Raw genomic sequence first — 21,856 nt, forward strand, 5'->3', positions numbered from 1 at the left:
CTCGTTGTTCCCCCTATCCCCCATGTGTGAGACGAGGATCGATCCGTGAAGGCACTCGCAGCCCGCAGGCATGACCGGCGTGCGCCGGTCCTGCTGCTCCTGCTGGCGCTGCTGCTCACCGGTGGCCTGTACGCGGTGCTGGCACCGACGTCGGCCGACGCGACGCCTGTCAAGGCGAGCACCAACGACATCGCGACCGGCGAGAAGCTGTTCCAGGCCAACTGCGCCACGTGCCACGGACCGGCCGCGTCCGGTACGGAGGACGGCCCCTCACTCATCGGCGTCGGCGCCGCGTCGGTCGACTTCCAGGTCGGAACCGGCCGCATGCCCATGCAGGCCAACGGGCCGCAGGCGCTCGCGAAGCCGGTGCAGTTCGAGCAGGAGCAGATCAACCAGCTCGCCGCGTTCGTGGCGTCGCTGGGTGCGGGCCCCGCCATCCCCACCGAGGAGCAGGTCGACCCCGCACTCGGTGACGTGGCGAACGGCATGCTGATCTTCCGGACCAACTGCGCGATGTGCCACAACGCCGTCGGTGCCGGCGGTGCCCTGTCCGAGGGCAAGTTCGCGCCGAACCTGTGGGGCACCACCCCCACCCACCTCTACGAGGCCATGCAGACGGGCCCCCAGTCGATGCCGGTGTTCAACGACGCCAACATCACGCCCGAGGAGAAGCGCGACGTCATCGCGTACGTCGCCGACCAGGGCAAGACGTCTCCCGGCGGGCTCGACCTCGGCTCGTTGGGCCCGGTCAGCGAGGGCCTGTGGGCCTGGGTCGTCGGCATGGGCCTGCTCATCAGCGCAGCAGTCTGGATCGGAGCGAAGTCCTCGTGAGCAACCACGACACGGGCCACGGGGCCGACGACAACGAGCTCGTCGCCCGCACGCCGGGCGCCCTGCCCGACCGGTTCGAGGACCCGGGCCACCCGGAGCACCACGACCGCATGGGCGACACGGACCCGAAGGCCAACAAGCGCGCAGAGCGCCAGGTCGTCGTTCTCTTCGCGATCTCGGTCCTCGCCACCATCGGCTTCCTGATCGCCTACTTCGCCCTCCCGCCGGGTGAGACCGCCGACTCGATGCTGCGCTCGAACCTCGCGCTCGGTCTCGGGCTGGCACTGTCGCTGCTCGGCATCGGGCTCGCCGCGGTGCACTGGGCCAAGGCACTCATGAACGACCACGAGAAGTCCGAGGATCGCCACCAGCTGCGCAGCTCCGACAAGGACCGCGAGGCCGCCGTCGAGGTGCTCAAGGAAGGCGCCGCAGACTCGGCCATCGGCCGGCGCGGCGTGCTGCAGGGCGCCATGATCTCCGCGCTCGCGCTCTTCCCCCTCGCGATCGTCGTGCCCATCGTCGGCAACGCCGGCGGCGAGTGGAACGTCGGCGCGTTCCGCCACACGTTCTGGCGCAAGGGCCGCAAGTTGATGACGGACCCGTCGAACCGGCCGATCAAGGCCGCCGACGTGACCATCGGCTCCGTCTTCCACGTCATCCCGGAGGGCATCAACGAGTCGGAGAACCCGCTCAACGAGAAGGCCAAGGCCGTCGTCCTCCTGGTCCGGCTGGACCCGGCGGACCTCAAGGAGGCCGAGGACCGCAAGGGCTGGTCCTACGACGGCATCGTCGCGTACTCCAAGATCTGCACCCACGTGGGTTGTCCGGTCGCGCTGTACGAGCAGCAGACCCATCACCTCCTCTGCCCGTGCCACCAGTCGACGTTCGACGTGGCCGACGGCGCGAAGGTCGTGTTCGGACCGGCCAAGCGGCCCCTGCCGCAGCTGCCGATCACCGTTGACGACGAGGGCTACCTGATCGCGCAGAGCGACTTCACGGAGCCCATCGGCCCGAGCTACTGGGAGCGTCTCAAGTGACGACCACGGCCACCTCCACCGCCGGCGGGAAGCTCGCCGGCCCCGCGGACTACCTCGACCAGCGCACGGGTGTCGGGACGTTCGTCAAGACGTTCGCCCGCAAGATCTTCCCGGACCACTGGTCGTTCCTGCTGGGCGAGATCGCGCTGTTCAGCTTCGTCACCCTGCTGATCTCGGGTGTCTTCCTCACGCTCTTCTTCGTGCCGAGCATGAACGAGGTGCACTACGAGGGCCCCTGGGCCGCCATGAACGGTGTCGAGATGTCCGAGGCGTTCGCCTCGACGCTGCGGCTCTCGTTCGAGGTGCGCGGCGGACTGCTCATGCGGCAGATCCACCACTGGGCTGCCCTGATCTTCATGGCCTCGATCGTCACCCACATGATGCGGGTGTTCTTCACGGGCGCGTTCCGCAAGCCGCGCGAGGTCAACTGGGTCGTCGGCTTCGTGCTGATGATCCTCGGCCTGGCCGCCGGCTTCACCGGCTACTCGCTGCCCGACGACGTGCTCTCCGGCAACGGTCTACGGATCACCGACGGCGTCGTGAAGGCCATCCCGATCATCGGCAGCTACACGTCGATCTTCCTGTTCGGCGGCGAGTTCCCGGGCCACGACCTGATCCCCCGCCTGTTCACGGTGCACATCCTGCTGGTGCCCGGCATCATCCTGGCGCTCATCGCGCTGCACCTGTTCTTCGTCGTGCTGCACAAGCACACGCAGTACCCGGGCTCCGGCAAGTCCGACAAGAACGTCGTCGGCTACCCGCTGTTCCCGATCTACGTGGCGAAGGCCGGCGGCTACTTCTTCATCGTCTTCGGCGTGATCGCCCTGATGGCGGCGACGATGACGATCAACCCGGTCTGGAACTACGGACCGTACGACCCGTCACCGGTCTCCGCGGGAGCCCAGCCGGACTGGTACATGCTGTTCCTCGAGGGAGCTCTGCGCCTCATGCCGGGGCAGGCGGAGATCGTGCTGCTCGGCTTCACCATCCCCCTGAACGTGATCATCCCGGGGATGGTCGTCCCGGGGATCCTGTTCGGGCTGCTCGCCACGTACCCGTTCATCGAGGCGGCGGTGACCGGCGACAAGCGCGAGCACCACGTGCTCGACCGGCCGCGCAACCGCCCGTTCCGCACCGCGCTGGGCGTCTCGGTGCTGACGGCGTTCTTCATCCTCATCCTGGCCGGGTCCAACGACCTCATCGCGACTCACTTCGACCTGTCGCTCAACGACATCACCGGGGTGTTCCGCGTCCTGTTCTTCGTCGGCCCGTGGTTCGCCTTCTGGGTGACGAAGCGCATCTGCCTCGGGCTGCAGCGCAAGGACCGCGAGCTGGTCCTGCACGGACACGAGACGGGACGCATCGTGCGGTTCGCCAACGGTGAGTACATCGAGGTGCACAAGCCGCTGGACGCGCACGAGCGCTGGCTCCGGGTGCAGCACGAGGCGATCCGTCCGCTGGAGATCGAGCCGGCGGAGGACGCCCGAGGCGTGCGTCGCAAGGGTTACCGCAAGGACCAGCTGCGTCAGCGCATCTCCCGGATCTTCTACGAGGACCGCGTCGAGCCGGTGACGCCCGCCGAGCTGGCGGCCTCCCACTCGCACGGCGAGCACGACGCGATCGCGCCCGTCGACGAGCACGCACCGGCGCAGCTGACCGGTACGGGCGGCGGACAGCACCTGGTGGATCCGCAGGATGAGACGGCCCCCGACGGGCGGAATCGCTGATCCTGGGAAAGAGTTGAGCGTGGAGTCGGGCGGCTCGCCATCACGGCGAGCCGCCCGCTCACTTTCACAGAGGGGACCGCGGCACGCGGTCCCGGACCGACGTAGGAGAGGTGTACTCACGCATGGCTGACTACTCGCTTCCGGATCTGCCCTACGACTACGCGGCACTCGAGCCGCACATCTCGGGCAGGATCATGGAGCTGCACCATGACAAGCACCACGCCGCGTACGTGACGGGCGCCAACACGGCCCTCGAGAAGCTCGCCGCGGCCCGCGCCGCCGATGACTTCGCCGCCGTGAACCTGCACGAGAAGAACCTCGCGTTCAACCTCGGCGGCCACGTCAACCACTCCGTGTTCTGGCAGAACCTCTCCCCCGAGGGTGGCGACAAGCCCACCGGTGAGCTCGCGGCCGCCATCGACGAGTTCTTCGGCTCGTTCGAGGGGTTCCAGAAGCACTTCGCTGCCACCGCGCTCGGCATCCAGGGCTCCGGCTGGTCCATCCTCGCCTGGGACTCCATCGGCCAGAAGCTCGTGATCGTGCAGCTGTACGACCAGCAGAGCAACATCGCGCTCGGCCTGGTGCCGGTCGTCGTGCTGGACATGTGGGAGCACGCCTTCTACCTGGACTACGTCAACGTCAAGGCGGACTACGTCAAGGCGTGGTGGAACATCGTGAACTGGGCCGACGCCGCGGCGCGGTTCGACCGTGCGCGCACGCAGACCGCCGGGCTCATCGTCCCCGTCTGATCGTCCCCGTCTGAGCGCTCCGTCGACGAAGGCCGGCCCGACGGGCCGGCCTTCGTCGCGTCCGGGTGGTTCAGGAGTTGCGCTGGAGCGTCCCGACCACGACGCCCTCCGGACCGACGAAGACGAGGTTCTCCCCCTCGAGCGTGGCCTTCACGGACAGCGACAGCCACGTGTCGACGCTCGGGCACGCCATCCGCGTCACCGCCCACGGACCGAAGGCCACCTGGGTGCCGTCCTGCTCCCAGGTCCCGAGCATCCGGTTGCACCCGTCGGTCCCCGTGGCCGTGCCGTCGTCGTCCAGCGCGAGCGAGGCGGTCCCCTCGGTGTCCTGGACGCCCCACAGACCGCCGAGGTCGGCGACCGCGCCAGACGACCCTGGGCTCCCCGCGGCCGCACCGCACGCGGTCAGGCCGACGACGAACCCCGCCAGGAGCGCGGACCGCAGCACCGGCGCCTGGCCGGTCACGACCGCTCCAGCGTCCCGATCACTGCGTCGTTCTCGCCGATGACCGTCAGCTCGTCACCCGCGAGGGTCGCGGAGTCGGCGCCGGACAGCCACGTGTCGACGCCCTCGCACGCCATCATGGTCGCCGCCAGGTTGCTGAAGTCGATGTCGTCCTCGTCGAGCTCCCACGTCCCGTTCAGCTGGTTGCAGCCGTCGGAGCCGGTCACGGTGCCGTCGGATGCGAGCTCCAGGCTCACGGCGGGGTCGGAGCCCGGCGCGACCCACTCACCGACGATGTCCTGTGAGCTCAGGGGGGCGCTGGACTCAGGTTCGGGGTCCGGGTCGGAGCAGCCGACCAGGGCGACGGAGAGCCCGACCAATGCGAGGGCTGCCCAGGATCGCCTCATGCCACCGACGCTAGCGCAGAGCGCGCGAGAAGGCCCGCCCCCGGAACGGGGCGGGCCTTCTCGTCGCTGCAGCGGCTCAGTGCGCGTGCTGGCCGCGGGAGAACTCGAACACCCAGCCGACCAGGCCGATGACGCCGACGGCGACGCCGATGTACACGAGCCACCAGCCGATCGCGAGGCCGGCGAACACGACGGCGGCAGCGGCGCCGAGCACCAGCGGCCACCAGCTCCACGGGCTGAACACGCCCTGGTCGCCCGCACCCTGCTCGATCTCACCCAGCGGGTCGTCCTCGGGGCGGGCGTCGATCCGGCGGGACAGCAGCGCGAAGTAGGCGCCGATCATGCCCACCAGGCCGCCGACCAGCGGGATGCCCACCGTGCCGACCGGCTCGCCGCCGCTCCAGGCGGCGTAGATCAGCCCGACCGGGACGAAGAACAGGACGCCGTACAGGAAGAGTCTCGCCTCGAACTTCATCGCGTCCCCCCCTCGGTGTCCGGGCGGTCGTCGACGATGGTCGCGGTCGACTGCTCCTGCTCACCCTTGTCGTTGGCCATGCGGTCGGCGGCGACGTCCTGCTCGCCGCGCCGGTCGGCCTCCCAGTCCATGGGGCCGGGGTCGGGCTCGACGTGGTCCATGGCGGCGACCTCGGGGTGGTGCAGGTCGAACGCGGGACGCTCCGAGCGGATCCGGGGCAGCGACGTGAAGTTGTGCCGCGGCGGCGGGCAGCTGGTGGCCCACTCGAGCGAGGCACCGTAGCCCCACGGGTCGTCGACCTTCACGAGCGGAGCGTTGCGCCACGTCGTGTAGACGTTCCAGAGGAACGGCAGCGTCGAGGCCGCGAGGATCGCCGCACCGACGGTCGACAGCTGGTTCATCCAGGTGAAGCCGTCCTCGGGCGAGTAGTCCGCGTAGCGGCGCGGCATGCCCTTGACGCCCAGCCAGTGCTGGATCAGGAACGTGGCGTGGAAGCCGATGAAGAGCAGCCAGAAGTGGATCTTGCCCAGCTTCTCGTCGAGCATCCGGCCCGTCATCTTGGGCCACCAGAAGTAGAAGCCCGCGAACATCGCGAACACCACGGTGCCGAAGACGACGTAGTGGAAGTGAGCGACGACGAAGTACGAGTCCGACAGCTGGAAGTCGAGTGCGGGGCTGGACAGGATGATCCCGGTCAGACCGCCGAACAGGAACGTGACCAGGAAGCCGATCGTCCACAGCATCGGCGTCTCGAACGTGAGCTTGCCGCGCCACATCGTGCCGATCCAGTTGAAGAACTTCACTCCCGTGGGCACCGCGATCAGCATCGTCATGAACGCGAAGAACGGCAGCAGCACCGAGCCGGTGACGTACATGTGGTGCGCCCACACGGTCACGGAGAGCGCAGCGATCGCGATCGTGGCGTAGACCAGGCCCTTGTAGCCGAAGATCGGCTTGCGGCTGAAGACCGGCAGGATCTCGGTGACGATGCCGAAGAACGGCAGCGCGATGATGTAGACCTCGGGGTGACCGAAGAACCAGAACAGGTGCTGCCAGAGGATGGCGCCCCCGTTCTCGGGGTTGAACACCTGGGCACCGAGCCGGCGGTCGGCACCAAGGGCGAACAGCGCGGCGGCCAGCGGCGGGAACGCCATGAGCACCAGCAGCGACGTCACCAGGGTGTTCCAGGTGAAGATCGGCATCCGGAACATGGTCATGCCGGGTGCGCGCATGGTCACGATGGTGGTGATGAAGTTGACGGCTCCGAGGATGGTGCCGAAGCCCGTCAGCGCGAGGCCGAACACCCACAGGTCTCCACCGAGCCCTGGTGAGTACACGGCGTTCGACAGGGGCGCATACGCGAACCACCCGAACGACGCGGCGCCCTGGGGCGTGAAGAAGCCTGCGGCGGCGATGGTGCCGCCGAAGGCGTACAGCCAGTAGGCCAGCATGTTCAGCCGCGGGAACGCCACGTCGGGCGCGCCGATCTGCAGGGGCATGATCACGTTGGCGAAGCCGGCGAACAGAGGTGTGGCGAACAGCAGCAGCATGATCGTGCCGTGCATGGTGAACGCCTGGTTGTACTGCTCGCGGGACTGGAAGACCTCCATGCCCGGGGCGAAGAGCTCGGCGCGGATGAGCAGCGCCAGGATGCCGCCGATGGCGAACCAGACGAACGACGTGATCAGGTACAGGTACCCGATCGTCTTGTGGTCGGTCGAGGTGATCCACTTGATCACCGAGCGACCGAGGCTCTGGCGCGACGGCGCCAGCCCGGGGATGTGCTCCACGACGGCGGCCATCAGTTCTCGCCTTCCTTGGGAGCGGTCTCGACGTCCTGCTGGCGGCTGTACTCGAGGCCGAGCGCGCCTTCCTGGCCCTTGGCGCGAAGCTCCTCGATGTGGGCGTCGTACTCCTCCTGGGAGACGACGCGCACCGTGAAGAGCATCGAGGAGTGGAACTCACCGCAGAGCTCGGCGCACTTGCCGGCGTACACGCCCTCCTGCTGGGGGACGACCTGGAACGTGTTCGTCTTGCCCGGGATCATGTCGAGCTTGAACAGGAACGACGGGACCCAGAACGAGTGGATGACGTCACGCGCGTCCAGCGTGAACTCGACGCGCTTGTCGACCGGCAGGTACAGCGTGACCTGGTCGGCGAGCGAGCCGGTCCCGGCGGTGCCGATGTCCTGCGCCTGCTGCCCGGTCTCGTAGACGTCCTCGTCGAGGTAGTTGAAGTCCCAGCTCCACTGCTTGCCGATGGCCTGCACGTGGACGTCGGCCTCCGCGGAGGTGTCGACGAGCGCGGTGGTGTCGCGGTTCGTGTAGTAGAAGAGGACCCCGACCATGATGATCGGCAGGATCACGTACATGACCTCGAGCGGCACGTGGTACCGGAGCTGCACGGGGAGGGTGTCGTCACCCTTGCGCTTCCGGTAGACGGCGACGCACCACAGGATCAGGCCCCAGGTGATGACGCCGACGATGAGCGCCGCGATCCATGAGCCGACCCACAGGCTGGTGACCCGGCCGGTCTGGTCGGTGATCTCGGCTTCCGAGCTGCCGGGGAGCCAGCCGCGCTGCACCTCGGCGGTACAACCGCTCAGTGCGACGACGACGACGCCCAGCAGACTGGCCAGCAGCAGAGCTGGTCGTCGCGTACGACGGGGGGTGTCCGGGTGCAACGGGGGACCTCTCACTCGCGTCCCGTCAGCACCCCCGCCTTGCTGCAGGGCACCACCCGGGACCTTCGTCCTCAATTCGAGCAGCCTAGCGCGCCGACCAGCCCCTTTCGTGCTGGCGACGCCCGTTGACGACACAGTGTCAGCACCATCACTAACCGATGCCTTCACCGGGCACGTCGCTCGGTACGGGACCGAGGATCGACGTCCCGCGCCTGGTCACGCCCCCCGCGGGGATACGGTGCCCCCGTGAGCAGCGCTCCCGACCATGATCCCGCCGAGCGGCCGGGCCCGCAGCCTGTGACGCACGCCACTGCCTCCCGGGCCGTCCTGGACGCCGGTGGGCGCGCCCCGCTGCTGCCCGCGGCGCGGACCGCTTTCCTCGAGGCCCTCGACCAGGGCTGGGCCGACCCGCGGCGGCTGCACGCCGAAGGTCGGCGGGCGCGGATGCTGCTCGACGGCGCACGCGAGGCGATCGCCGGCGCCATCGGCGCACGCACGCAGCAGGTCGACCTCGCACCGTCGCACACCGCCGCGCTGCACGCCGCCGTGCGGTCGGTCGCCCGCGGTCGGCGCCGCACCGGGGACCAGGTGGTCGTCGGTGCCGTCGAGCGGGCGGCCGTGCTCAACGCCGCGGACTTCGCGGGCGACCGCGTCACCGTGGCGGTCGACGCGGACGGCCGGGTGGACGCGGACGAGTTCTCTGCGGCGCTCGCGCGCCCGGGGGTCGCGCTCGCCGCGCTGCAGCACGCGAACGGTGAGGTCGGCACGGTGCAGCCGGTCGCCGCCGTGCATGCTGCGGCCCGGACCGCTGGTGTCCCGCTGCTGGTGGATGCGGGGTCCAGCCTCGGTCACGTCGACGTCGCTGAGACGTGGGACCTCCTGGCCGCCGACGCGGGCGACTGGGGCGGACCCGGTGGGCTCGGGGTGCTCGTCACGCGCTCCGGCGTGCGCCGCTCCCCCGACTGGCCCGAGGACGAGGACCGCTGGTTCCCCGGTGGCGTGAGCGTGCCGGCGGCACTGGCCGCCGCGGTCGCGCTCCAGGTGGCGGTCTCCACCCGCGACGCCGAGGACACGGCCCGGCGGCGCCTCGTCGACACCGTCCGGTCCCGCGTCGCCGCCGGGGTCCCCGATGTCGAGGTGGTCGGCCACCCGGTGGAGCGACTCCCCCACGTCGTCACGTTCTCGTGCCTGTACGTCGAGGGCGAGGCGCTCCTGGCGGCCCTGGACGCGCGGGGGTTCGCGGTCGGCTCCGGGTCCGCCTGCACGTCGAGCTCCCTGGAGCCGAGCCACGTGCTCGCGGCCATGGGGGCGCTGACGCACGGCAACATCCGCCTCGCGCTCCCCCGCGGCACCCGCCTGGAGGACGTCGAGCGGTTCCTCGACGAGCTGCCGGGCATCGTGGCGGGCGTCCGCGCGGCGTGGGGGGTCGGTGGCCTGTGACCACGGTCGACGCACGAGGGCTGCGCTGCCCCGCCCCGGTGATCCAGCTGGCGCGGGCCGCCGCGCAGGCGCCCGGAGGCACGGAGCTCACGGTGCTCGCGACCGACCCGGCCGCGGTGCACGACGTCCCGGCGTGGGCCCGCATGCGGGGGCACCAGATGGTGGGCGTGACCGAGCGGGACGGGGTGCACGCCCTGACCGTGCGCACGCACGCATGACAACGGCCCGGCCCCCCAGAGGGGACCGGGCCGGTGCCGAGCGCTCAGGTCAGCTGAACGAGCCACCGCACGCGCAGGCGCTGCCGGCGTTCGGGTTGTCGATGGTGAAGCCCTGCTTCTCGATCGAGTCGGCGAAGTCGATCGTCGCGCCGTCCAGGTACGGGACGCTCATGCGGTCGACGACCACCTCGACGCCGTCGTAGTCCTTGAGGACGTCGCCGTCCAGGACACGCTCGTCGAAGTACAGCTGGTAGATGAGGCCCGAGCAGCCACCGGGCTGGACGGCGACGCGCAGACGCAGGTCGTCGCGGCCCTCCTGCTCCAGCAGGCTGCGGACCTTCGAGGCGGCGAAGTCGGTGAGGAGGACGCCGTGCGTCTCGGTCGCGCCCTGCGTCGCGGTGGTCTCGCTCATGGTGTCTCCTGGGTGCTCGCTCGACAGCAGTTCTCGTACGTCAACCCTCGGTAACAGCGCCACACCCGAGGTTGTTCCCGTCCAGGGTACGACTCCCGCGTCCGACTGCCGCTCAACGTGACCAGGTTCTCGCGACGCGGGCGGAGCGGTCGGCGAGGGAACGCGCCGGATCGGCCAGGGCCGCGGCCACCTGCTCCGGGCTCTCACCGACCGCGTAGGCGGCGGTGATGCCCGCCGCCGACAGCTCACGGCGCCCGACCAGCACCTGCCCGGCGACGACCACGGTCGGGACGGCGTGGGCGAGCGCACGCTGCGCCACCTCCGAGGCCACCTTGCCGTGCAGCGACTGCCAGTCGAACCGACCCTCCCCGGTGACCACCACGTCGTGCCCGGCGATGAGGGCGTCGAGCCCGACGGCGTCCGCCACCAGGACCGATCCGGGGACCAGCCGCGCACCGAGCAGCGCGAGGCCGAACCCCAGGCCCCCGGCCGCCCCGGCGCCCGGCGCCGCGGTGAGCCGCGAGACCGCCGACGTCGCGCGCGAGCCGGCCAGCAGGTCCGGGCGGACGGCGTCCCCGAGGGCAGCCGTGGCCACGTGCGCGAAGTGGCCGAGCGACCGCTCGAGGTCCTGCGCCTGCTCCGCGGTCGCGCCCTTCTGCGGGGCGAAACCGGCGCTGGCGCCCTGCAGCCCCAGCAGAGGGACGTCGACGTCCGTGGCGACGACCAGCTCCACGCCGCGCAGGTGGTCGCGCAGCGCGCGCAGGCCGACGAGGTCGTCCGGAGTGACGGCACCCAGCGCCCCGCCGCCGGCGTCGAGCACGTCCGCCGGTCCGGGCAGCCCCAGCGCACGCGCCAGGCCGACGAGCGCACCCGCACCAGCGTCGTTCGTCGCGGAGCCGCCGAGCCCGACCACCACGCGACGCACCCCTGCGCCGAGCGCGGCGGCGAGCAGCTCGCCCGCGCCGCGGCTGGTGGTCCGTGTCGGGTCGCGCAGCTCGGCCGGCACGAGCGCCAGACCGACGGCCTGCGCCGACTCGACGTAGGCGGTCCCCCCGACGAGCAGGACCACGGCCGGCACCGGGACGCCGACAGGCGAGGTCACAGTGACCGGGATCAGCTCGCCGCCCAGCGCCGCGTGCATCGTGGCGACGAAGCCCGGACCGCCGTCGGACAGCGGGCACGCGGTCACCTCGTCGTGCGGAGCCGTGGATCGCCACGCTCCGGCGATGGCCTGGGCGGCCTCGGCCGCCGTCAGGCTGGAGCCGAAGCTGTCGGGGGCTATGAGCACGCGCACGGCGTGCATCGTGGCACGCTCGGGGGCCGCCGGCGCACGCCCGGGCGTGTGGAAGGATCGCCGCGTGAGCGCGATCACCTTCTCCGAGCCGGCGCCGTCGGCCCTCCTCCTGCTCGGCCGTGGCGTCGATCTGGCGTCGGAGCGCGGCGTCGAGTGCGTCGGCGACCTGCCCGCACCGAGCGACCCCGACCTGGTCGCCCGCGCCCGCGCCGCCCGCGCGGCCCTCGGCTCGCGAGCGTTCGTGCTCGGGCACCACTACCAGCGCGACGAGGTCATCGAGTTCGCCGATGTCACCGGCGACTCCTTCAAGCTCGCTCGCGAGGCGGCGGCGCGGCCCGACGCGGAGTTCATCCTGTTCTGCGGCGTGCACTTCATGGCGGAGTCCGCCGACATCCTGACGTCCGACCAGCAGCAGGTGATCCTCCCGGACCTCGCGGCGGGCTGCTCCATGGCGGACATGGCGGCCATCGACCAGGTCGAGGACGCGTGGGACGTGCTGGTGGACGCCGGCCTGGCCGAGTCCACCGTCCCGGTGACCTACATGAACTCGGCGGCGTCCATCAAGGCGTTCACCGGCCGGCACGGCGGCACCATCTGCACGTCCTCCAACGCGCACGTCGCGCTGCGGTGGGCGTTCGACAAGGTGGGTGGCCTGGGCGCCACCGGCAAGGTCCTGTTCATGCCCGACCAGCACCTGGGGCGCAACACCGCCGTCCAGCAGCTCGGGCTGTCGCTGGACGACTGCGTCGTGTTCGACCCGCGCAAGCCCGGTGGCGGCCTGACCACCCAGCAGCTGCGCGACGCCCGCATGATCCTGTGGCGCGGGCACTGCTCGGTGCACGGCCGGTTCTCCGTCCGCAACGTGACCGACATGCGCGCGGCCGTGCCGGACGTCACGGTCATCGTGCACCCCGAGTGCCAGCACGAGGTGGTGCTCGCCGCGGACCTCGTGGGCTCGACGGAGTACATCGTCAAGGCGCTCGACGCCGCTGCACCCGGCAGCTCGTGGGCCGTCGGCACCGAGCTCAACCTGGTCCGCCGACTCGCCGCCGCGCACCCGGACAAGAACATCCACTACCTCGACTCGACGGTCTGCTTCTGCTCGACCATGAACCGGATCGACCTCCCCCACCTGGTCTGGGCCATGGAGTCCCTGGTGGCGGGTCGGCCCGTGAACCGGATCGTGGTGGACCCGGACGACGCGCACTGGGCGCGGGTGGCCCTGGACCAGATGCTCGCGCTGCCGGGGTACTGACGTGGCCACGGGAAGGCCCCTGCGCGTCGGGATCTTCGTCTTCGACGACGCCGAGGAGCTGGACGTCGTCGGCCCCTACGAGGTGCTTGCGTGGTGGGCGGCCCACTCGCCGCTGCGACCCGAGGTCGTGACGTTCTCGCCCGACGGCAACGGGGTCCGCTGCTCGAAGGGCCTGCGGCTCGTCCCCGACCTCGGCGGCGACGACGTCGGCCCCCTGCACGTGCTCGTGTACCCCGGCGGCAAGGGCACGCGCACGCTGCTGCGCGATCCGGAGCACCTGGACTGGGTGCGGGCGATGCGCGCGTCGACACCGCTGATGACCAGCGTCTGTACGGGCGCGCTCGTGTACGCCGCCGCGGGGCTCCTGGCCGGACGTCCGGCCACCACCCACTGGGGCTCGTTCGACGAGCTGGCCACGCTCGAGCCCACGGTGCTCGCCGACACCGACGCGCGGTTCGTCGACGACGGCGACGTCATCACCTCGGCCGGCGTCTCCGCAGGGATCGACATGGCGCTGCACCTGGTGGCCCGGCTGGAGTCGGTCGACGCCGCCCGCACCGTCCGGCGCGGCATCCAGTACGACCCCGCGCCCCCGGTGTGACCGGCCCGCTGGAAGCCCCCGTGGTCCGGCACGCGCTGCCCCGTGCGCCCCGGCGACCTGGGTTTGAGCGGGCGATGGCGGCCGCACTCCCCCTCGTGGCCGAGATCCCCGGCTTCCGGGGCTTCCACGTCTTCCCTGAACCTACCCGCGGGTAACATCGCGGCGTGACCCGGATGATCCAGCTCGCGCTCGCCACCACCCGCCCGCGCCCGGCCGTCCCCGGGCGAGGGCTCTTCGACCCGTCGGTGACCCGGCTGCGGGTCCGCCTCGGCGACCTGGACTTCTACCGGCACGTCAACAACGGTGTCTACCTGCAGATGATGGACGTCGGGCGCAGCAACTACCTCGCCGACCTGGGCGCGTTCAGCCTGCTCAAGGAGCGCGGCTGGTACCCCGTCGTGGCGTCATCGACCATGTCGTACCGCCGGTCGCTCACGCTCGGACAGCGTTTCGAGATCACCACCCGCCTGCTCGGCTGGGACCCGCGGTGCGCGTACCTGGAGCAGACGTTCAGCCGCGGCGACGAGCACGTCGCCCGCGGGGTCGTCGCGGGGCGGTTCCTCGGCCGGGACGGTTCGCGCATCGCCGCGCCCGACGTCATCGGGCTGCTGGGGACGCACGACGGGCCGTCCCCCGAGCTGCCCGCCGACGTGCGCGCGTGGGCCGAGGCCGTCGGAGTCGCGCACCGGGACCAGCCCGCCGGTTGACCGCCGCTGGTCGGGCACCATGGTCCGACCCGTGCCGCCGGCCGACCTCAGCCGGCCGCGAGCCGCTCCAGCAGCAGCACCTCGGCGAGCACGACCTTCTCCAGCTCCCCCAGGTGGACCGACTCGTTCGCGCCGTGCGCGCGACTGTCGGGGTCCTCCACGCCGGTCACCAGGATGGCGGCGTCCGGGTAGACCTCGAGCAGGTCGGCGATGAACGGGATGGAGCCGCCGACGCCGATGTCCACGGGATCGGTGCCCCACGACTGCGCGAACGCCCACCGCGCCGCCTGCATCGCGGGCGAGTCGGTCGGCGCCTGGAACGGCTTGCCCGTCTCGCCGTCGGTCACGGTCACCTTGGCACCGAACGGCGCGTGCTCGACCAGGTGCGTGCGCAGGGCGTCCATCGCGACGTCCGGGTCCTGGCCGGGTGCGATGCGGACCGAGAGCTTGGCCGACGCCCGCGGCGCGATGGTGTTCGAGGCGCTGGCCACCCGCGGGGCGTCGAAGCCGATGACGCCGATCGCGGGGCGCGTCCAGAGCCGCGCGGTGATCGGTCCCGTGCCCGCCAGGCGGACCCCGTCGAGCACGCTCGCGTCGGCCCGGAACGCCGCCTCGTCGTAGTCCACCGACGGGTCCGGTGCGTGCACCAGCCCGGCGACCGCGACGTTGCCGTCGTCGTCGTGCAGCGTGGTGATGAGTCGGGCGAGCAGCGTCGGTGCGTCGAGCACCGCACCGCCGTACATGCCCGAGTGGACCGCGTGCTCGAGCACCGCCACCTCGACGACGCAGTCCACCAGGCCGCGCAGCGACGTGGTCAGTCCGGGCGTGCCGACCGCCCAGTTGGAGGAGTCCGCCACCACGATGACGTCCGCCGCCAGCAGGTCGCGATAGGTGTGCAGGAACTCGGCGAACGTCGGGGACCCGATCTCCTCCTCGCCCTCGATGAACACCGTGACGCCGACCCCGAGCTCCTCGCCGAGAACGCGCAGCGCACCGACGTGCGCGATGACACCCGCCTTGTCGTCGGCTGCTCCGCGCCCGTAGAGGCGCCCGTCGCGCTCCGTCGGCTCGAAAGGCTCGGTGTCCCACTCCGCCTCGTCACCGGGCGGCTGGACGTCGTGGTGCGCGTACAGCAGGACGGTCGGAGCGCCCTCAGGAGCGGGACGGCGACCGACCACGGCGGGCGCGCCGGACGGTACGGAGAGCACCTGCACGTCGTCGATCCCCGCTCCGCGCAGCAGCGCGACCACGGCGTCCGCGCTGGCGGCGACGTGCCTCTGGTCGAACTCCGCGTTGGAGACGCTCGGGATGCGCACGAGGGCGTCGAGGTCGGCGCGCAGGGCGCCGAACGCGGCAGCGGTCCGCGCACGCAGCGCGTCCGTGCGGTCGCCGGGGAGGATGGACGAGTGCGGGGCGGCGTCGGTCACGGACATCCACGCTACTCGACTACCCTGACGGGGTGTTCGGACGCAGCAACAACTCCCAGCCCGTGACTCCTGCACTGTCGGAGAGCACGCCGTCCCCGGCGGACCCGGGCAAGGGACGCCCGACGCCCAAGCGCAAGGTGGCCGAGGCCGCGAACAAGCGTCCGCTGGTGGCCCCCGCCACCAAGAAGGCCACCCGCGAGCGGGCCAAGGCGCAGCGTGACCTCGAGTACCGCGCGATGCAGACCGGCGACGAGCGCCACATGCCGGCCAAGGACCGCGGCCCGGTGCGCCGGTACGTCCGGGACTCGGTCGACGCGCGCTGGAACCTCGGTGAGTTCTTCCTGCCCGTCGCGGCCGTCTTCCTCGTCATCCAGTTCGCGCTGGCGCAGAGCGGACTGGCGATCCTCGCGATCCTCGCGCTGTACGTCTACATCATCGCCGCGGTGATCGACGTCTGGCTCATGTGGCGCGGTCTGAAGAAGCGGGTGGCCGCCAAGTTCCCGGCCGACCAGATCCCTGCGCGCGGTCTCGCGATGTACGCGGTCCTGCGCGCGTTCCAGATCCGACCGTCGCGCCTGCCGAAGCCCCAGGTCAAGCACGGGCAGCGCCCCGCCTGACGCAGCCTTAGGGTGGCGAGCATGGTTTCCTACCGCTACCTCGGCCGCTCCGGCCTGAAGATCACCGAGATCACCTACGGCAACTGGCTCACGCACGGCTCGCAGGTGGAGAACGACACCGCGAAGGCCTGCGTCCGCGCCGCGCTCGACGCCGGCATCACCTCGTTCGACACCGCGGACGTCTACGCCAACACCAAGGCCGAGACCGTCCTGGGCGAGGCGCTCAAGGGTGAGCGACGCCAGTCGCTGGAGATCTTCACCAAGGTGTACTGGCCCACCGGGCCCGGTGGCGCCAACGACTCGGGCCTGTCCCGCAAGCACATCCTCGAGTCGATCGACGGCTCGCTGCAGCGACTGCAGACCGACTACGTCGACCTGTACCAGGCGCACCGGTACGACCTGTCGACGCCGCTCGAGGAGACGATGCAGGCGTTCGCCGACGTCGTGCGCTCGGGGAAGGCGCTCTACATCGGAGTCAGCGAGTGGACGGCCGACCAGATCCGCGCCGGGCACGCCCTGGCCAAGGACCTGGGGATCCAGCTGATCTCCAACCAGCCGCAGTACTCCGCGCTGTGGCGGGTCATCGAGGGCGAGGTGGTCCCGGCCTCCGAGGAGCTCGGGCTGTCGCAGATCGTCTGGTCGCCGGTGGCGCAGGGCGTGCTCACCGGCAAGTACAAGCCGGGTCAGGCACCGCCCGCGGGGTCGCGCGCCACGGACGACAAGGGCGGCGCCCGGATGATCGGACGCTTCCTGGAGAAGCCCGACGTCCTGCAGCGGGTCCAGGACCTCACACCGGTCGCGGACGAGCTCGGCCTCTCGATGGCCCAGCTGGCCGTGGCGTGGGTGCTGCAGAACCAGAACGTGGCCGCCGCGATCATCGGTGCGTCCCGCCCGGAGCAGGTCACCGAGAACGTCAAGGCGTCGGGAGTGACCATCCCGGCCGAGCTCATGGCCCGGATTGACACCGTCCTGGGCGACGCCGTGGTCTCCGACCCGGCCGAGACCGCGAAGGGCGCCCCGGGGCCCCGCTGAGCCGTGGTCCGGCCCGGGGCGCACGCTCCGGGCCGGACACGTCACACGGCGACGGGCTCGACGACCTCGGCGGGCACCGTCAGCCACGTGAGGAACAGGTGCACCAGCGGACCGATCGCCAGCGCGTAGGCGAGCGTCGCGAGACCGACGGTGCCGCCCAGCAACCACCCGACCGACACGACCGTGACCTCGATGGTCGTGCGCACCAGCCGCACCGAGCGGCCGGTCCGGTGGACGAGCCCGGTCATCAGGCCGTCCCGCGGTCCGGGGCCCAGCCGCGCGCCGACGTAGAGTCCCGTGGCCAGCCCGTTGAGCACGATGCCGGCGACCACGAGCGTGATGCGCACGCCCATCGCGTCGGGCAGGGCGGCGAGCAGCGCGAGGAACGGGTCCACCAGCGCGCTGATCACCACGACGTTCGCCACCGTGCCGATCCCGGGGCGCTGACGTAGCGGGATCCAGCAGGCCAGGACCACCAGCGAGACGAGCAGCGTGACCACGCCGAACGACAGGTCGGTCCGCCGGACGACGCCCTGCGTGAGCACGTCCCACGGCATGCTGCCCAGGCCGGCGTCGACGAGCATCGCGATCGAGGCCGCGTACAGGACGAGCCCGGCCAGCAACTGCACGGCCGCGCGTACGCCGGGCCGCCCGGGACGCGTCGATGTCCGCACCGCGTGAGCGTACGTGGTCTCGGGCGCCGGACTCATCTGGGCACCTCGAACCAGTCGTAGTGCGACGCCGGGGGTTGCCGGTGCCCCAGGCCGTCCCTGCGCACGGCCCACAGGAGCGCCGCGAGCAGGCTCACGAACGCAACCGCCAGCAGGACAGATATCCACATGCTCATGGCGAGCAATCCTGTGGCCCAAGTGGCCTTACCTTGAATAGCCACTTCTGCCATAGTGGCCTCATGCCCACCGGTGAGCTTCCCGTCGACCGCCGGATCAGCGGCCATCGCCTGGCCGCGGTGCTCGGTGCGTGGCAGCGGCCCGGACCTGCCTACGTGGCCCTGGCGGACGCCGTCCGCGCGGCGATCCTGTCCGGGTCCGTGCCCCTGAGCACGAGGCTCCCGAGCGAACGCGAGCTGGCCGAGGCCATCGCGACCTCACGCACGACGACGACCGCCACCTACGACGTACTGCGCGACGAGGGTTACCTGGTCAGCCGCCGGGGCTCGGGGACGGTCACCACGCTTCCCGGTCCGAGGGCTCGCGTGTCCCCGGCAGACGGCGTCGCGGGTGTACCCGGGGTGGTGGACCTGGGCATGGCAGCCCCCTCGGCGCCCTCGTCCCTGCACGGCGCCTACCTGGCCGCGCTCGAGGCACTCCCCCGGTACCTGTCCGGAACCGGGTACGCGCCGCTCGGCATCACGGTGCTGCGGGAGGCGATCGCCCGCTGGTACACGCTGCGCGGCACCCCGACCACGCCCGACCAGGTGCTGGTCACCACCGGCGCGCAGCAGGCGATCGACCTGCTGGTGACCGCGCACGCAGGCCCCGGCGACCGGGTCGTCGTGGAGCACCCCACCTACACCCACGCGATCGACGTCGTCCGGGCTGCCGGCGCCCGCCCCGTGCCTGCGCCGTCCGGGCAGGGCGGGCTCGACATCGACCTGCTCGAGTCGACCCTGCGCCAGGTCGCCCCGCGGCTCGTGTACCTCATCCCCGCCCATCGCAACCCGACCGGCACCAGCCTCAGCAGCGAGGACCTGTCCCGGGTCCGCGCGCTGGCGCGCCGGTACCGCACCACGATCGTGGGCGACGAGGTGCTGACCGAGCTGACCATGGACGGTCCCGCCCCCGCCTCGTTCCCGGGCGACGGGACCGCCGCCGCGTACGTCGTCTCCATCGGGTCGGCCTCCAAGGCGTTCTGGGGCGGCCTGCGCGTCGGCTGGGTACGCGCACACCCCGACCTGGTCGCCCGGCTGGCCAGCACCCGCTCGCACGCGGACATCGCCACCGCTGTCCTGGAGCAGCTGGTGGTCGCCGAGCTGCTCGCCCAGTCCGACGAGCTGCTGGCCGCCCGCCGCGTCGTCCTGCGGGAGCGACGGGACCTGCTGGTCGGCCTCCTCCTGGACCAGCTGCCCTCGTGGCGGTTCGAGGTGCCGGCGGGCGGCCTGGCTCTGTGGACCGACCTCGGCGCACCGGTGTCGAGCGCGCTCGCTGCGACGTCGACGCGGTACGGCGTGCGCGTGCTGCCCGGCACCGCGTTCGGTGTGGACGGCAGCTTCGAGCGGAACCTGCGCCTGCCGTTCACCACGACGCCCGACGAGCTGCGCCGGGCGGTGGCCGGGCTCGCGGACGCGTGGGGCGCGCTCGGCGTGACCGAACCCTCCGCCGGACCCGCCGGCGTGCACGCGATGGTCTGAGGTGGGGTCAGGGAAGCGTGAGCGTCGGCGTCGCCTGGACGCTCTCGTGCATCAGGGTCACGGCCTGGACCCCCTGGGCGGCCAGCGTGCGCCAGTGCTCGCCGACCCACTGCTCGGCGTCGTACTGCGTGGTGAACACCGGGCTGATGGGTCGGTCGAGAACCGTCCCGTCGGCCGCGTCGAACCGCCACTCCCACTGGGGCCGCAGCACCATCACGTCACCGCCTCCCCACGGACCCGGCCGCGCAGCGACTCGTCGGTGGCGAGTGCACGGGCGATCCTCGACGCGTAGGCCGGCCCCTCGTAGATCAGACCCGTGTAGCCCTGCACCAGCGTCGCGCCGACCGCGATGTACTCGCGCGCATCCGCCGGGGTGCTGATGCCGCCGACGCCGATGATCACCGCATCCGGCCCCAGCCGGCTGCGCAGCCGTGCGACGACGTCCAGACCCCGCGCCAGCAAGGGAGGCCCCGAGAGCCCGCCGGGGCCGAGGTCGTGGTCGATCGTGGTGTTCACCGCGACGATCCCGTCCAAGCCCAGCTCGGCGGCCAGCTCGGCGACCGCGTCGACGTCGGCGTCGGACAGGTCCGGGGCGATCTTGACGAGCAGCGGGACCGGCGCCCGACCGGCCGCCGCGGTCGCCTCGTCGGCGGCGACGCGCGTCGCCTCCAGGATCGGGCGCAACGCCTCGACGGACTGCAGGTCACGCAGGCCCGGAGTGTTCGGCGAGGACACGTTGACCACCAGATAGTCGGCGTACGGGGCGAGCCGACCGGCACTCGCGGCGTAGTCCGTCGCCGCGAACTCGGCGGGAGTCACCTTGGTCTTGCCGATGTTCACGCCGACCACCAGCCGCCGGCCCGCGGGGGTGGCCCGAAGGCGCCGCAGCCGCTGCGCGACGGCCACCGAACCCTCGTTGTTGAAGCCCATCCGGTTGCGCAGCGCCCGCTGGTCCAGCTCACGCCAGAGCCGCGGCAGCTCGTTCCCCGGTTGCGGCTGCGCAGTGACCGTCCCCACCTCGACGAAACCGAAGCCGAGCATGGTCAGACCGGCCACCCCGACCGCGTTCTTGTCGAACCCGGCCGCGACGCCGAACCGCGACGGGAACCGCCGACCCCACACGTGGACCGCCCCGGTGTCGGCCGACCGGAACGCCTGGCGCACCACGTCCCGCAGCAGCGGGATCCGCGCGACGAGCCGGATCAGCCGGAACGCGACGTCGTGGGCGCGCTCGGGGTCCATGCGCCGGAAGACGAGGTCGAACAGCAGGCGGTACACGATGTTCACCCTAGGTCGTCCTGCGGGGACGGCACGCGGGCAGCCCGGCCGGTCCGCCACAACCACAGCAGCCCCAGGAACGGCAGCACCAGGGGCACGTACCCGTACCCCTGACCGAAGCCGGACCACACCGTCTCGTCCGGGAAGTCGCCCACGTCGACCAGGGAGAGCACGCCGACGGTCAGCACGCCGACCATCTCGATCGAGACTGCCCACCACGCGACCGACCGGCGCTCGGTGGCGAGGGCATACGTCGCGACCACGTAGACCAGCCCGGCGAGCAGGGAGAGCACGTAGGCCAGCGGCGCCTCGTCCAGCTTGGTCGCCACCTGGTAGACGCCACGCGCGGTCGCGGCGATCGCGAGGACGCCGTACACCGCCACGAGGAGGCGGCCGGGGCCGCTGCCGGTGCGGCCCCCGTGCTCAGGACGTGCGGCGGGTCGGTCGGTCACACGGTCCCCCAGATCTGGAGCAGTCGGAACTCGAGGAAGGCCACGGTCAGCGCCGCGACGAGCAGCACCACCGAGCTCCACCGGCTGCGCTCGGCGAAGGCCCACGCGGCCGCGACCGGCAGCACGCACAGCTGGGTCAGGACGTAGCCCCACAGCAGGACGCCGTCGACGTCGGGTGAACCCGTCGCGGCCAGCACTCCCGCGATGAGCGCCTGCAGCACCAGGGCGCCCTCGATGACGGCGCCGCCCCAGAGCTGACGCAGCACCACGGCGCGGTCTCGCACGACGAACCAGGTGGCCCATGCCCCCAGCGCCAGGCACAGCAGGGCGACGACCAGCGCGAGAGGGAGGACCACGATGCCCCACCGTACCGGCGGTAGACGGCCGGTCCGCGCACGCCT

General features: G+C 71.5%; 26 protein-coding genes. 12 read left to right on the forward strand and 14 right to left on the reverse strand.

Going from position 1 to position 21,856, the window contains the following annotated elements; all coding sequences use genetic code 11:
* Positions 1-45 precede the first annotated feature (45 nt).
* The 4 genes from qcrC to KG102_RS10345 all read left to right on the forward strand — a co-directional run bounded on the left by qcrC (position 46) and on the right by KG102_RS10345 (position 4,344).
* Positions 46-831, forward strand: coding sequence for a cytochrome bc1 complex diheme cytochrome c subunit (gene qcrC / locus KG102_RS10330; RefSeq protein ID WP_208214433.1), 786 nt, complete (start codon positions 46-48; stop codon positions 829-831).
* Positions 828-1,868, forward strand: coding sequence for a cytochrome bc1 complex Rieske iron-sulfur subunit (qcrA, locus tag KG102_RS10335; RefSeq protein WP_372438333.1), 1,041 nt, complete (start codon positions 828-830; stop codon positions 1,866-1,868). The genes qcrC and qcrA overlap by 4 nt, the downstream gene beginning before the upstream one ends.
* Positions 1,865-3,595 carry a cytochrome bc1 complex cytochrome b subunit gene (gene qcrB / locus KG102_RS10340; protein WP_208214434.1) on the forward strand — a complete coding sequence of 577 codons (1,731 nt, stop codon included), beginning with the start codon at positions 1,865-1,867 and terminating at the stop codon, positions 3,593-3,595. Before qcrA ends, qcrB begins: the two co-directional genes overlap by 4 nt.
* Before the next feature lie 122 nt (positions 3,596-3,717).
* The gene (locus KG102_RS10345) at positions 3,718-4,344 is read left to right on the forward strand and encodes a superoxide dismutase (protein WP_208214445.1); all 627 of its coding nucleotides are present in this window, start codon (positions 3,718-3,720) and stop codon (positions 4,342-4,344) included.
* A 70-nt stretch (positions 4,345-4,414) separates the two neighbouring features.
* Here the strand turns inward: KG102_RS10345 and KG102_RS10350 are convergent, their stop codons facing one another.
* From KG102_RS10350 to ctaC, 5 genes are all read right to left on the reverse strand, one after another.
* Positions 4,415-4,810: an META domain-containing protein gene (locus KG102_RS10350; protein WP_249667279.1), complete on the reverse strand. Its 396-nt coding sequence runs from the start codon at positions 4,808-4,810 to the stop codon at positions 4,415-4,417.
* Complete coding sequence (locus KG102_RS10355) at positions 4,807-5,196, reverse strand: META domain-containing protein (RefSeq protein ID WP_208288978.1); 390 nt, start codon at positions 5,194-5,196, stop codon at positions 4,807-4,809. The genes KG102_RS10350 and KG102_RS10355 overlap by 4 nt, the downstream gene beginning before the upstream one ends.
* Positions 5,197-5,272: 76 nt before the next feature.
* Positions 5,273-5,671, reverse strand: coding sequence for a cytochrome c oxidase subunit 4 (locus tag KG102_RS10360; protein WP_208214447.1), 399 nt, complete (start codon positions 5,669-5,671; stop codon positions 5,273-5,275).
* Positions 5,668-7,473 carry an aa3-type cytochrome oxidase subunit I gene (gene ctaD, locus KG102_RS10365; RefSeq protein ID WP_208214448.1) on the reverse strand — a complete coding sequence of 602 codons (1,806 nt, stop codon included), beginning with the start codon at positions 7,471-7,473 and terminating at the stop codon, positions 5,668-5,670. The genes KG102_RS10360 and ctaD overlap by 4 nt, the downstream gene beginning before the upstream one ends.
* A complete protein-coding gene (ctaC, locus tag KG102_RS10370) occupies positions 7,473-8,354 on the reverse strand; it encodes an aa3-type cytochrome oxidase subunit II (RefSeq protein ID WP_208214449.1) in 882 nt (293 codons plus the stop codon). Before ctaC ends, ctaD begins: the two co-directional genes overlap by 1 nt.
* Positions 8,355-8,600: 246 nt before the next feature.
* On the opposite strand from ctaC, the gene KG102_RS10375 reads away from it, so the two are divergent.
* Together KG102_RS10375 and KG102_RS10380 are read left to right on the forward strand one after the other, a co-directional pair.
* Complete coding sequence (locus tag KG102_RS10375) at positions 8,601-9,794, forward strand: cysteine desulfurase family protein (RefSeq protein ID WP_372438322.1); 1,194 nt, start codon at positions 8,601-8,603, stop codon at positions 9,792-9,794.
* Positions 9,791-10,012, forward strand: a complete 222-nt coding sequence (locus KG102_RS10380) for a sulfurtransferase TusA family protein (protein WP_249667280.1) — start codon at positions 9,791-9,793, stop codon at positions 10,010-10,012. Before KG102_RS10375 ends, KG102_RS10380 begins: the two co-directional genes overlap by 4 nt.
* A gap of 49 nt (positions 10,013-10,061) precedes the next feature.
* Here the strand turns inward: KG102_RS10380 and erpA are convergent, their stop codons facing one another.
* Positions 10,062-10,424, reverse strand: coding sequence for an iron-sulfur cluster insertion protein ErpA (gene erpA, locus KG102_RS10385; protein WP_208214451.1), 363 nt, complete (start codon positions 10,422-10,424; stop codon positions 10,062-10,064).
* 112 nt (positions 10,425-10,536) lie between these two features.
* On the reverse strand, positions 10,537-11,727 hold the full coding sequence (locus KG102_RS10390; RefSeq protein WP_208288976.1) for a glycerate kinase family protein: 1,191 nt from the start codon (positions 11,725-11,727) through the stop codon (positions 10,537-10,539).
* 55 nt (positions 11,728-11,782) lie between these two features.
* Between KG102_RS10390 and nadA the strand changes: the two genes are divergently transcribed.
* The 3 genes from nadA to KG102_RS10405 all read left to right on the forward strand — a co-directional run bounded on the left by nadA (position 11,783) and on the right by KG102_RS10405 (position 14,281).
* On the forward strand, positions 11,783-12,973 hold the full coding sequence (gene nadA / locus KG102_RS10395) for a quinolinate synthase NadA (protein ID WP_249667281.1): 1,191 nt from the start codon (positions 11,783-11,785) through the stop codon (positions 12,971-12,973).
* A gap of 1 nt (position 12,974) precedes the next feature.
* A complete protein-coding gene (locus KG102_RS10400; protein ID WP_208214454.1) occupies positions 12,975-13,574 on the forward strand; it encodes a DJ-1/PfpI family protein in 600 nt (199 codons plus the stop codon).
* A 173-nt stretch (positions 13,575-13,747) separates the two neighbouring features.
* The gene (locus KG102_RS10405) at positions 13,748-14,281 is read left to right on the forward strand and encodes an acyl-CoA thioesterase (RefSeq protein ID WP_208289052.1); all 534 of its coding nucleotides are present in this window, start codon (positions 13,748-13,750) and stop codon (positions 14,279-14,281) included.
* A gap of 47 nt (positions 14,282-14,328) precedes the next feature.
* Here KG102_RS10405 and KG102_RS10410 read toward each other — a convergent pair whose 3' ends face one another.
* Entirely contained in the window at positions 14,329-15,714 is a 1,386-nt protein-coding gene (locus tag KG102_RS10410; RefSeq protein ID WP_208288975.1) for a dipeptidase, read from the reverse strand.
* 26 nt (positions 15,715-15,740) lie between these two features.
* Between KG102_RS10410 and KG102_RS10415 the strand changes: the two genes are divergently transcribed.
* Both KG102_RS10415 and KG102_RS10420 read left to right on the forward strand, forming a co-directional pair.
* Entirely contained in the window at positions 15,741-16,325 is a 585-nt protein-coding gene (locus KG102_RS10415; protein ID WP_208214456.1) for a DUF3043 domain-containing protein, read from the forward strand.
* A gap of 21 nt (positions 16,326-16,346) precedes the next feature.
* On the forward strand, positions 16,347-17,357 hold the full coding sequence (locus tag KG102_RS10420; protein WP_208214457.1) for an aldo/keto reductase family protein: 1,011 nt from the start codon (positions 16,347-16,349) through the stop codon (positions 17,355-17,357).
* A 41-nt stretch (positions 17,358-17,398) separates the two neighbouring features.
* Here the strand turns inward: KG102_RS10420 and yczE are convergent, their stop codons facing one another.
* Together yczE and KG102_RS10430 are read right to left on the reverse strand one after the other, a co-directional pair.
* Positions 17,399-18,067 carry a membrane protein YczE gene (gene yczE / locus KG102_RS10425; RefSeq protein WP_243883920.1) on the reverse strand — a complete coding sequence of 223 codons (669 nt, stop codon included), beginning with the start codon at positions 18,065-18,067 and terminating at the stop codon, positions 17,399-17,401.
* Positions 18,064-18,204: a hypothetical protein gene (locus tag KG102_RS10430; RefSeq protein ID WP_208214458.1), complete on the reverse strand. Its 141-nt coding sequence runs from the start codon at positions 18,202-18,204 to the stop codon at positions 18,064-18,066. Before KG102_RS10430 ends, yczE begins: the two co-directional genes overlap by 4 nt.
* Before the next feature lie 63 nt (positions 18,205-18,267).
* Between KG102_RS10430 and yczR the strand changes: the two genes are divergently transcribed.
* Complete coding sequence (gene yczR / locus KG102_RS10435; protein WP_208288974.1) at positions 18,268-19,725, forward strand: MocR-like transcription factor YczR; 1,458 nt, start codon at positions 18,268-18,270, stop codon at positions 19,723-19,725.
* A gap of 7 nt (positions 19,726-19,732) precedes the next feature.
* On the opposite strand, the gene KG102_RS10440 is transcribed toward yczR, so the two are convergent.
* From KG102_RS10440 to KG102_RS10455, 4 genes are read right to left on the reverse strand one after another with little or no spacing between them, the layout of a single operon-like run.
* The gene (locus tag KG102_RS10440) at positions 19,733-19,939 is read right to left on the reverse strand and encodes a hypothetical protein (protein ID WP_208214460.1); all 207 of its coding nucleotides are present in this window, start codon (positions 19,937-19,939) and stop codon (positions 19,733-19,735) included.
* Entirely contained in the window at positions 19,939-21,003 is a 1,065-nt protein-coding gene (locus KG102_RS10445) for a quinone-dependent dihydroorotate dehydrogenase (RefSeq protein WP_208289050.1), read from the reverse strand. The genes KG102_RS10440 and KG102_RS10445 overlap by 1 nt, the downstream gene beginning before the upstream one ends.
* 5 nt (positions 21,004-21,008) lie before the next feature.
* Entirely contained in the window at positions 21,009-21,455 is a 447-nt protein-coding gene (locus tag KG102_RS10450) for a hypothetical protein (protein WP_208288973.1), read from the reverse strand.
* Positions 21,452-21,811 carry a hypothetical protein gene (locus KG102_RS10455; RefSeq protein WP_208214462.1) on the reverse strand — a complete coding sequence of 120 codons (360 nt, stop codon included), beginning with the start codon at positions 21,809-21,811 and terminating at the stop codon, positions 21,452-21,454. The genes KG102_RS10450 and KG102_RS10455 overlap by 4 nt, the downstream gene beginning before the upstream one ends.
* Positions 21,812-21,856: the final 45 nt, after the last annotated feature.

Origin of the sequence: Cellulomonas fengjieae (assembly GCF_018388465.1) — a bacterium.
Lineage (GTDB): Bacteria > Actinomycetota > Actinomycetes > Actinomycetales > Cellulomonadaceae > Cellulomonas > Cellulomonas fengjieae.

What these genes read in the sequence shown, in the direction of transcription:
- KG102_RS10345 (WP_208214445.1), top strand. Translation starts at nt 3,718, where the DNA reads ATGGCTGACTACTCGCTTCCGGATCTGCCCTACGACTACGCGGCACTC.
- KG102_RS10355 (WP_208288978.1), bottom strand. Translation starts at nt 5,196, where the DNA reads ATGAGGCGATCCTGGGCAGCCCTCGCATTGGTCGGGCTCTCCGTCGCC.
- KG102_RS10360 (WP_208214447.1), bottom strand. Translation starts at nt 5,671, where the DNA reads ATGAAGTTCGAGGCGAGACTCTTCCTGTACGGCGTCCTGTTCTTCGTC.
- ctaD (WP_208214448.1), bottom strand. Translation starts at nt 7,473, where the DNA reads ATGGCCGCCGTCGTGGAGCACATCCCCGGGCTGGCGCCGTCGCGCCAG.
- erpA (WP_208214451.1), bottom strand. Translation starts at nt 10,424, where the DNA reads ATGAGCGAGACCACCGCGACGCAGGGCGCGACCGAGACGCACGGCGTC.
- KG102_RS10390 (WP_208288976.1), bottom strand. Translation starts at nt 11,727, where the DNA reads ATGCACGCCGTGCGCGTGCTCATAGCCCCCGACAGCTTCGGCTCCAGC.
- KG102_RS10405 (WP_208289052.1), top strand. Translation starts at nt 13,748, where the DNA reads ATGATCCAGCTCGCGCTCGCCACCACCCGCCCGCGCCCGGCCGTCCCC.
- KG102_RS10410 (WP_208288975.1), bottom strand. Translation starts at nt 15,714, where the DNA reads ATGTCCGTGACCGACGCCGCCCCGCACTCGTCCATCCTCCCCGGCGAC.
- KG102_RS10420 (WP_208214457.1), top strand. Translation starts at nt 16,347, where the DNA reads ATGGTTTCCTACCGCTACCTCGGCCGCTCCGGCCTGAAGATCACCGAG.
- yczE (WP_243883920.1), bottom strand. Translation starts at nt 18,067, where the DNA reads ATGAGTCCGGCGCCCGAGACCACGTACGCTCACGCGGTGCGGACATCG.
- KG102_RS10430 (WP_208214458.1), bottom strand. Translation starts at nt 18,204, where the DNA reads ATGAGCATGTGGATATCTGTCCTGCTGGCGGTTGCGTTCGTGAGCCTG.
- yczR (WP_208288974.1), top strand. Translation starts at nt 18,268, where the DNA reads ATGCCCACCGGTGAGCTTCCCGTCGACCGCCGGATCAGCGGCCATCGC.
- KG102_RS10440 (WP_208214460.1), bottom strand. Translation starts at nt 19,939, where the DNA reads ATGGTGCTGCGGCCCCAGTGGGAGTGGCGGTTCGACGCGGCCGACGGG.